Origin of the sequence: Brooklawnia sp., assembly GCF_032229645.1 — a bacterium.
In the GTDB taxonomy this organism is placed as follows: domain Bacteria; phylum Actinomycetota; class Actinomycetes; order Propionibacteriales; family Propionibacteriaceae; genus Brooklawnia.
Genome location: NZ_JAVTWX010000097.1, coordinates 10,831 through 20,034, shown reverse-complemented (window position 1 = coordinate 20,034; position 9,204 = coordinate 10,831). Strand labels below are relative to the sequence as shown.

General features: G+C 66.9%; 10 protein-coding genes. 5 read left to right on the top strand and 5 right to left on the bottom strand.

What is annotated here, in order from left to right; genetic code table 11:
• The first annotated feature begins 66 nt into the window (after nucleotides 1-66).
• Nucleotides 67-624 carry an AAA family ATPase gene (locus AAFP05_RS07300; protein WP_341729197.1) on the top strand — a complete coding sequence of 186 codons (558 nt, stop codon included), beginning with the start codon at nucleotides 67-69 and terminating at the stop codon, nucleotides 622-624.
• Here AAFP05_RS07300 and AAFP05_RS07295 read toward each other — a convergent pair.
• The gene (locus tag AAFP05_RS07295) at nucleotides 592-1,308 is read right to left on the bottom strand and encodes a Type 1 glutamine amidotransferase-like domain-containing protein (RefSeq protein ID WP_341729196.1); all 717 of its coding nucleotides are present in this window, start codon (nucleotides 1,306-1,308) and stop codon (nucleotides 592-594) included. The genes AAFP05_RS07300 and AAFP05_RS07295 overlap by 33 nt on opposite strands.
• A gap of 34 nt (nucleotides 1,309-1,342) precedes the next feature.
• On the opposite strand from AAFP05_RS07295, the gene AAFP05_RS07290 reads away from it, so the two are divergent.
• Together AAFP05_RS07290 and purE are read left to right on the top strand one after the other, a co-directional pair.
• Nucleotides 1,343-2,509, top strand: a complete 1,167-nt coding sequence (locus AAFP05_RS07290; protein WP_341729195.1) for a 5-(carboxyamino)imidazole ribonucleotide synthase — start codon at nucleotides 1,343-1,345, stop codon at nucleotides 2,507-2,509.
• 2 nt (nucleotides 2,510-2,511) lie between these two features.
• Nucleotides 2,512-3,018 carry a 5-(carboxyamino)imidazole ribonucleotide mutase gene (purE, locus tag AAFP05_RS07285; protein WP_341729194.1) on the top strand — a complete coding sequence of 169 codons (507 nt, stop codon included), beginning with the start codon at nucleotides 2,512-2,514 and terminating at the stop codon, nucleotides 3,016-3,018.
• 71 nt (nucleotides 3,019-3,089) lie between these two features.
• Here purE and AAFP05_RS07280 read toward each other — a convergent pair whose 3' ends face one another.
• The 4 genes from AAFP05_RS07280 to AAFP05_RS07265 are packed head-to-tail and all read right to left on the bottom strand — an operon-like array spanning nucleotide 3,090 to nucleotide 7,213.
• Nucleotides 3,090-4,292 (bottom strand): ABC transporter permease, encoded by a 1,203-nt coding sequence (locus AAFP05_RS07280; RefSeq protein WP_341729193.1) that lies wholly within the window; start codon nucleotides 4,290-4,292, stop codon nucleotides 3,090-3,092.
• Nucleotides 4,289-5,170, bottom strand: coding sequence for an ATP-binding cassette domain-containing protein (locus tag AAFP05_RS07275; RefSeq protein WP_341729192.1), 882 nt, complete (start codon nucleotides 5,168-5,170; stop codon nucleotides 4,289-4,291). Before AAFP05_RS07275 ends, AAFP05_RS07280 begins: the two co-directional genes overlap by 4 nt.
• 44 nt (nucleotides 5,171-5,214) lie before the next feature.
• Nucleotides 5,215-6,450, bottom strand: coding sequence for an LCP family protein (locus AAFP05_RS07270; RefSeq protein ID WP_341729191.1), 1,236 nt, complete (start codon nucleotides 6,448-6,450; stop codon nucleotides 5,215-5,217).
• A 31-nt stretch (nucleotides 6,451-6,481) separates the two neighbouring features.
• Nucleotides 6,482-7,213 (bottom strand): TIGR03089 family protein, encoded by a 732-nt coding sequence (locus AAFP05_RS07265; RefSeq protein ID WP_341729190.1) that lies wholly within the window; start codon nucleotides 7,211-7,213, stop codon nucleotides 6,482-6,484.
• Between the two features lie 31 nt (nucleotides 7,214-7,244).
• Between AAFP05_RS07265 and AAFP05_RS07260 the strand changes: the two genes are divergently transcribed.
• Nucleotides 7,245-8,321 carry a mannose-1-phosphate guanylyltransferase gene (locus tag AAFP05_RS07260; RefSeq protein WP_341729189.1) on the top strand — a complete coding sequence of 359 codons (1,077 nt, stop codon included), beginning with the start codon at nucleotides 7,245-7,247 and terminating at the stop codon, nucleotides 8,319-8,321.
• A gap of 5 nt (nucleotides 8,322-8,326) precedes the next feature.
• On the top strand, nucleotides 8,327-9,130 hold the full coding sequence (locus tag AAFP05_RS07255) for a hypothetical protein (RefSeq protein ID WP_341729188.1): 804 nt from the start codon (nucleotides 8,327-8,329) through the stop codon (nucleotides 9,128-9,130).
• Nucleotides 9,131-9,204: the final 74 nt, after the last annotated feature.

The following is a 9,204-nucleotide window of genomic DNA, read 5'->3' as shown; positions in this document are numbered from 1 at the left end:
CAACCGGTCAGCGCCTCCCGAATCGGACCCATGGCCCCATACTCGAGTACTGGAAGGACCCGACCAGTGGCATTGATCGCGATGGCCGGGCTGCCCGGCGTTGGGAAATCGACCGTCGCGCGTGGCCTTGCCGAGCGTTTCCCGGCCGTGCTGATCAACGTGGACGACATCGAATCGTCGCTGGTCAAGGCCGAGTTCGAACGATCGTTCGCGACCGGGCTGGCCAGCTATCTGGTGGCCGAGCAGGTCGCCAGGGCCAACCTCTCGCTTGGTAGTCACGTCATCGTGGACGCCGCGAACTCGGCCGGCTACGCCCGCAATATCTGGACGACACTGGCCCGCCAATACCGTACGCAGCTGCTCTTCGTCGAGGTGGTCTGCACCGACCTGACGGCCCACGCCGACCGGCTGGCGACTCGTCCGAAGGTGCCGGGGCAGCCCAGAATCAGCTTCGACGACGTGGTGGTCAGCTACGCCGAATCCGAGCCGTGGGGACGTGAACCGCGCTGGCTGGTGAACACGGCCACGGCCATCGACCACGACCTGACCTTCGGCCGGGTTCAACAGGCGCTGGCTTCGTCTGATTCTGGCTTAGAGCAGCTCGACCGGCAGCTGCTCGATTGACAGCCCGCCGGATGCCGGCTCATCGCTGGCCTCGAACCGCGCCACCCGAGCGCCCTCGCGCTCGGCAACCGCTCCGCTCAGGGCGCCGTTGACCCAATGCAGTGCAGCTCCATCGTCAGCCGCATAGCCCGCCGGCAGCAGCCCGGTGGCGATCGCATCGGTGAAGACCGGCTGCCGCTTCTTCTCGCCATCCCAGTGCGGGCAGAAGCTGCCCTGCAGGATGCCCAGGCCATCTGGGAGCACCCGCAGATCGCCGTACGAATCGGTGACGCAGCCCGAATACCAGCAGGCGGAGCCGGCCGAAAGCCCGCCGAGCACCAACGTGCGCTCCCGCTCCATCATCTCGGCCAGTACCCGATCAACTCCGTGAGCTCGCCACAGTGCAAGCAGGTTCACCGTCGATCCGCCGCCGACGAGCACCAGATCGGCCTGCGGCAGCCGCGCGAGCGAAGCGGCGGCGTCCTGCCACATCGTGAGCACCATCGTCCTTACGCCGAGCGCGGCGTAGCCGGCGAGGAACTTTCGCACATAGGTGGCATCGTCTGCCGAAGCCGTCGGAACGAAACAGACCATCGGGGCACTCCGGCCGGTCAGCTCCACCAGGTACCTGTCGAGATTCGTCGGCGAGCCGGTGGGCGACATCGAGAATCCGCCGCCACCCATAGTCACGATGTGCGTGGTCATGCGCCAATCATCGCACGGGCGATAGTCTGAACGGGTGAGTCGCACCACCATCGGAGTTATCGGCGGCGGGCAGTTGGCCCGCATGATGTACGAACCGGCAATCAAGCTGGGCATCGGATTGCGTCTGCTGGCCGAGGGCCCCGACGTCGGCGCAGCGCAGATCTTCAAGGACGTGATGGTCGGCGACTACACCGACGAGGCGACCGTGAAATCCTTCGCCTCGAACTGTCAGATCATCACCTTCGACCACGAGCATGTGCCGACCTGGATCCTGCGTGGTCTGGTGGCCGAAGGAAAGCTCGTGCGTCCGGGACCGGACGCGCTGCAGCATGCCCAGGACAAGTTGCTGATGCGTCGGCGCCTGACGACCTCGCTGGACGCGCCGGCGCCGAAGTGGCAGGCCTGCGCCGATGCCGCCGAATTACGGGCCTTCGGGGCCGAGATCGGTTTCCCGATCATCGCCAAGGCCAGTCGGGGTGGCTACGACGGCCACGGTGTCTGGAAGCTCGACGGGCCCGCCGACACCGGGATTCCCTTCGAGCAGGCACTCACCGAATCCGCGGGGGAGAAGGTGGAGATCATCGGCGAGGAGTTCGTCGACTTCGCCCGCGAATTGTCGGTCATCGTGGTGCGTTCGCCGTCGGGCCAAGCCGTCGTCTACCCGGTGAGCGAGACGATCCAGCGCAACGGCGTCTGCCGGGAGACCATCACGCCGGCACCCGGCCTGAGCGATGAGCAGGCGGCCGGGATCACCAGGCTCGGCCTCGACATCGCCGATGAACTGCAGATCACCGGCGTGCTGGCCGTCGAACTCATGCAGCGCACCGACGGCAGCGTGGTGGTCAATGAGCTGGCCCTGCGTCCGCACAACACCGGCCACTGGACGATCGACGGCGCCCACACCAGTCAGTTCGAGAACCACCTGCGGGCGGTGCTCGACCTGCCGCTGGGCGATCCACGGGCTCGCGATCCGTGGTGCGTGATGGTCAACATCCTGGGCGGAAGCAACCAGGATCTGCCCAGCGAACTGCTGCATTGTTTTGCTCGCGACCCGAAGCTGCGGGTCGAGCTGTACGGCAAAGACGTGCGTCCGGGCCGCAAGGTCGGCCACGTGAACTGTTACGGAGATGACCTTGCTGAGGTGCGGGCGCGCGCAGAGCACGCCGCCCGCTACCTCGGGGGTGAGATCAGGGAGGGATGACGATGACTGCGCCGCTGGTGGGGATCGTGATGGGCTCGGATTCCGATTGGCCGACGATGAGCCCGGCCGCCGAGGCGCTCGCCGACTTCGGCATCGGCTACGAGGCGGATGTGGTCTCGGCGCACCGGATGCCGGAGGAGATGGTGACCTACGGCCGCCGGGCGCACGCCCGCGGGTTGCGCTGCATCATCGCCGGTGCGGGCGGCGCGGCGCACCTGCCCGGCATGCTCGCCGCGCTGACTCCGCTGCCGGTGATCGGGGTGCCTGTGCCGCTGAAGTATCTGGACGGCATGGACTCCTTGCTGTCGATCGTCCAGATGCCGGCGGGGGTGCCGGTGGCGACGGTTGCGATCGGCGGCGCCCGCAACGCCGGGCTGCTGGCGGTTCGGATCCTGGGCGTCGGCGATCCCGGCCTGCTCGACAAGATGGTCGAGTTCCAGCGGGATCTGAAGCAAACGGCGCTGGCCAAGGGTGCGCGCGTCCGCGAGCAGACCTCGCTCGACAGCTGATCGGCACCCAGAAGCCGTCGCTATCGGCAGCTTCTGGGGTGCCGCTGGCCGACTCGTCGTCCGCAGAACGCTCAGTCCGCCAGCTTGAGACCCTGCCGCCAGTTCAGCCGGCCTCCGGTGCGCAGCAACGCCCTGCGGTAGATCCGCTCGCCGAGCAGCACCATCAGCATCGCGAAGACCAGATTGGACGCCAGCGCGGCGAGCGGCTCCCACCAGGCGACCGTACCTTCGATCAGCCGGGCGGGCATCAGGACCGCTGAGACGATCGGGACGAAGCTGAGCACGATTCGTACCGTTCCGGTGGCCGCGAAGGCTGCCAGGTAGGTAGCCATGATCACCCACATCAGTGGTGTGGACGTCTGGTTCAGGTCTTCGCTGCGTGTCCCGAGCGCGCCCGCAGCAGCCCAGATGCAGGCCAGCGCGCCGAAGCCGGCCAGGAAGAAGAGCAGGAACCAACCTGCGGCGCCGGCGAAGTCCGGAAGATAGTCGCGCAAGCCGGTGAACGCTAGTCCGATCAGGCTCGCGCCGAGCAGCACCAGCACTTGGGTGAAGGCGATCAGCGTGTTGCCGATGACCTTTCCGGCCAGCAGCTGGCGCACCGGGATCACGGCCACCAAGATCTCGACGATTCGGGACTGCTTCTCCTCGATGACCGAGGTCGCGATCTGCATGCCGTAGGTCATTGACGACATCATGAACAACACGCCGAAGGCCACGGCTGCGATCAGCCCGATCGGTCCGCCGCTGCCGGTCGCATTCAGCACCTCGGTGGTCACGCTCAACTGCTGGCTCAGCTGCTCTGTGCTGACCCCCGCTTGGTTCGCCAGGTCGGTGATCGTCTGGGCGTTGAGCGCTTCTTGCAGCTGGTTCACGAAACCGCTGTCGGGCTCCGATTCCCAGGTGGTGATCCAGCCGATCTCGCCGTGGCGCAGATAGACATCGGCGTCCCCGGCCTCGACCTGTGCCAGGGCTTGCGCGTCATCGTCGGCTTGGACGACCTGCACGGCGTCACCGGAGGCGGACTGCTGCGCCAGCGCACTGACCGACTGGGCCATGGTGGCCGCTTCGGAGGTGGTGACGACCACATCAGTGGTCTGTGCGCGTCCGCTGACCAGGAATCCGACGGCGAAGCCGGCCACGATCAGGCCGAGTGTGGTCAGGGTGCCGATGATGAACGCCTTATCGGTGACCTTCACCACGATTTCGCGGATGGTGACGATCAGCCAGGCGGGCCGACGCTCGGACGAGGCCTCCGGGGTGCCGGAGCGATTCATGCCGTCACCTCCCGATAGATCTCTGACAAGGTTGTTCGTACCGGAGCGAACTCGATGACGCGGCCACGTTGCAGCGCTTGGGCCAAGAGTTCGTGCTCGGCTCCGGGGACGACGATCTCGAAGACGGCGGTGCCGCCACTCACCTCGATCACCTTCAAGCCGGGCAACTCGCGCACCCAGTCCGCAGCAGCGTCGGTGACCAGCCGGTGTCGGTCTGTGCCGCGGGATTCGAGCTCATCCCTCGTGCCGGCGGCCACCACCCGCCCGTCGGCCAGGATCACCAGGCCATCGCAGAGCCGGTCGATCAGATCGAGCTGATGGCTGCTGAACAGCACCGGGACGCCGAGCGCGGCGCGCTCGGAGAGCAGCCCGGCCATCTCGTCGACCGCCTTGGGGTCGAGCCCGCTGAACGGCTCGTCCAGGATCAGCCCGATCGGGTTGGCCATCACGGCGGCCGCGATCTGGACGCGTTGCTGATTGCCCAGGCTCAGCTTTTCGAGCTTGTCCTTCAGCCGATCGCCCAACCCGAAGCGTGCCATCAACCCGGACGCCTCGACGGCCGCGGCATCGCGGCTGATGCCTTTGAGTTCGGCCAGGTAGATGAGCTGGCGGACGATCGGCTGTTTGGCGTAGAGCCCGCGCTCCTCGGGCATGTAGCCGAAGCGGGAACGATCGGTCTGAGTGATCGGGCGCCGGTTCCAGGTCACCTGCCCCGAGTCAGGGGCGAGCAGACCCATGATCATGCGCATGGTGGTGGTCTTGCCGGCGCCGTTACCACCCACGAAGCCGATCATCTTGCCGTCCGGCACGGTGAACGAGACATCGTCGACGGCGGTCAGCTGCCCGAAGGTGCGGGTCAGGTGTGCGACTTCAAGCATTCGGTCCTCCTTGGCGTGTGCGTGAGGGTCGTTGCATGAGTGTTTCAGCCTGCGAAGCGATCCAGATTTGAGGTATCCCCGGCCGCGATCTCGCGGAAGAGTTCGGCGGCGGACGCGTCGTCCCAGATCACCACGGACGCGCCGTCCGAGGTCCAACCGTCGGTGGTGGCAATCGGGACCACCAACGACAGTCCGTCCCCACCCGAGACGCTCATCAGCGCGAGTGCCGCGGACACCAGGGCTCCGGTGCCGGTCTGGTCGCCCTTGGCGAGCATCTTGGATACCGCCATCGCGGTGCTCCAGTACTTGACAGGGTTGAGGATGGTCGACGGCGTGGCGGCCTTGGCCACCACCTTGCCGATGACCTCCCGCTGGCGCTTGGCGCGTCCGATATCGCCCTCCGGGTCGGAGTAGCGCATCCGGACGTACGCGAGTGCCATCTCGCCCTTGATCTTGCTGCAGCCGGCCGGCAGATCCAGACCGGACAGCTCATCGGTGACAGCCTCATCGACGCAGACCTCGATGCCCCCGACCGCGTCCACCAGATCGACGAAGCCATCGAAACCGATCTCCAGGTAGCCGTCGAGTTGCACTCCGGTCGCCTCTTCCACCGTCTGCTCCAGCAGCGCGGCGCCCCCATAGGAATATGCGGAATTGAGCTTGTCCTCGCCGTATCCGGGAATCGTGACATAGGAGTCACGAGGCAGGCTGATCAGTACGGAGCGTCCGCTGGGGGGCTTGTAGAGAATCATCATGGTGTCGGCGCGGGCGCCCTCTACGTCTCCGCGGGCGTCGCTGCCGACCAGCAGCACCGCGGTGCCGGGCTGGTTCGCGAGCCGGGCAGCCGATTCGAGTTCGTCAACCGACCCCATCCGGTTGAGTGCGATGATCGGGACCACGATCAGCCAGACGATGAATGCCAGCAGCAGCACCCCGACGAGGCGCAGCGGCGAACGTCGCTTGCGTCGCCGGACGACAGGTCGGGTCTGTGGCGGCGGCGAGCTGGGCGGACGCGCCGCGCTGCGTTGTTGCGGGGCCGCTTGGACGGGCCGGGGCCGTGCGGCAGGATGCTGCGCGTCGGCTTGACCGGCGGCCCGGACCCGCTCGGCGGGCGCGTCATAGCCTGGTGTCGACACTCGCGGACGACCGTTGGCCGCGCTGCGCTGCGAGGCATCGTCCGCCGTTGCTGCGCTGCGCTGGGGCTGCTGCGGTTCGGGCTTGGCGCCCGACGGGCCGTAGAGCCAGTCGAGGTCGGCCTGCCGGTCGCGGTCGTCGGTCATGCCAGCCAGCCTAGTCACCCGAGCCGATTGCTCAGCGCAGAACGGCTCGCTCCTGACGAGCCAATGACGCCAGCTGCCCGGATTCGCCGCCCACCGCGATCACCGCCGAGCCACCACCCAGAATCGGGGCCGCCAGGGCGCGGCAGACCATCGTCCAGGGATCCGGACCGGGTTGCAGAAGCACTCGCTCGCCGGTGGGGGAGACGTTTGCCAGATCGTCCCAACGCTGGGGGCACTCGCCCTCGAAGCAGACGGGATCCTCGGGCGGCACCCGCCAGTGCACATCCGGCTGGCTCAGCACCTCGGCGTAGTCGGTGACCCCATCGGGTCGCGACTCGAAACCGCCTCCCAGGGGATGCAGCGAGCAGGCGATCGTCTCGACTCCGGGCACCGGATGCGGATCGGCCGGCCCGACGATCGCCGCGTCGAGCAGGTCCGTCGAGGCCAGTCGCTCGCGCGGGGACGCCACCACCTGGCCGCCGAGTTGCCAGATCGCCATCGTCCAGACCAGGCCCACCCAATGACCGGAATCGGTGACGAGCAGCGTGTTCGCGACCCGCGGCAACTCCTCCACGTCCATCGAAACCAGCAGGTTGGCCGACTTGTCGACCCAGTTGGCGAAGGTGCGTCCGGATAGTTCTGTGCGGAAGCCCTTGTCGAGGTCATACCAGGTGATCAATGGGCCGGAGCCCGCCCTGGCGACCCGGTCTTCGAGCGCGGCCAGCAGATCGCTGATCGGGGGTGTGTTCGCGCGTACGGCCATTGGTCTATGCTATGGCAGCTAGATTGATCGTGTGCGCTACGTAGTCATCATGGCCGGCGGATCTGGAAAGCGGCTGTGGCCGTTGTCGCGGCGGGGCGAACCCAAACAGCTGTTGCCCCTGTTCGGCGGCAGGAGTCTCCTGCAACTCGCCTATCAGCGGGTGCTGTCGGTCGTACCCGCCGAAAACGTGCTGGTTTGCGCCGGGGCCGCCTACTCCGATGTGGTGGCTGCCCAGTTGCCCGACCTGTCGCCCGGCAACATCCTCGGCGAGCCAACCGGACGCGATTCGTTGAATGCGGTGGCCTGGCCCGCGGCGGTGCTGGCGCGACGCGATCCGGACGCGGTGGTTGCGGTGGTGACCGCCGATCAACTGATCACTCCGGTCGATGTCTTCGCCAAGGCTCTGGACGATGGTTTCCGGCTGGCCTGCGACGACCCGCAAGCGCTGGTCGCGTTCGGGGTGGTGCCGACCAGCCCACACACTGGCTACGGCTATCTCGCTCGCGGTGCCGACATCGAGGGCTACGGTCTGGCCAGCCGGATCACCGAGTTCAAGGAGAAGCCCGACCATCTGACGGCGCAGGCCTATCTGACCTCGGGTCGCTACTGGTGGAACGCCGGGATGTTCGTGTGGCGTGCCGCGACCTTGCTGGGGCAACTGAAGGTGCTGCTGCCGCAGACCTATGACGGGGTCATTGAATTGGCCGAGCATCCCGAGCGGTTGGCCGCGATCTACCCGGCGCTGACCAAGATCTCGGTGGACTACGCGGTGATGGAACCTGTCTCCCATGGTCAGACCGATGCCCACATAGTCGCGGTCGCGTTGGCGATCGAGTGGGCGGATGTCGGTAGCTATGCGGCGTTGCACGAGGTGCTGGCCCACGACGAGTCCGGAAACGCCATCGTCGGAACTGTTACGACAGTCGATTCGTCCGGGTGCCTGCTGATCAACGATCAGCCCGACACGGTGCTGGGGGTCGTCGGCGTTCACGATGTCTTTGTGGTGCGGACCAGTGAGGCCACCGTCGTGGGATCTCTGGAGGCGAGTCAGCAGGTCAAGGCGTTGGCCGATAAGGTCGCAGACGAGATTTCTGCCGAACTAGCCTGATGGGGATGTCCATGATCGAATACGCCAGAAAACTCCGCGGTCCCGCAACGGTCGGGATACTGGTGATCATCTGCTTCTACGTCGCGGTCGCGGTTGTCTATTTCGTCGCGCTGCTCAACGACGGGGTCTACATCGCCACGGCAGCCCGCCAGGCGGGCGCCGACTCGGTCTCGCTGGTGTGGATCTTCGTTGCCGTCGCGCTGGCGTTGACCTGTTTGCTGGTCGGCCCTCCGGTCGCCAGCGCCGAACGGGTGATCCATGCGGCGGCGGTCGTGGTGAGTGTGGCCACTGGAGCCGGTTTGATCTTCTGGATCATTGGGCTGTTCGGCGACTTCAGTCTCGGTGCTTGGCTGGCTGCGCTGGGAGGCCTGGTCGAGACCCTGGTCAAGGCCATGTGCGCGGTGGTGCTGTGGAGGCTACGCCGTTGGTCGATCGACTCGCCCGCGGCCATTGGGGCCGATCAGCCGGATACCGGCCCGGCGGATCCGGCGCAGGCTTCGGGGCGCGCGCCGGTCTGGAACCCACCAGAAGCTGTTGGATTGCAATGGAACCGGGCAGGGGACGCCGCAACGGGTGCCGCCCCGCCCGCGCTGGCCGCAGGCGCGCCGGAAGCCATCGAAGCCCCACAGCGCCCCCAACCCCGCCAAACGTGGTCGCGCGGAGGCATCGCCCCCGAGAACCTGCCTGCCGGTTCAGCGCAACCCGCCGTGCAGCAGCCCGAGGACCGACCAGACGATCTTCCGCAACCCCCGATCGCACCCGGCCGGCGGCCTGCGCCCGATTGGACACCGGCTCCGCGTCCGGATTAGGCCGCGCCGACTTAAGACTGCGGCGCACGACCTCTTATATCCAACGGGATCGGCTTATATCCAACGGGATCGGC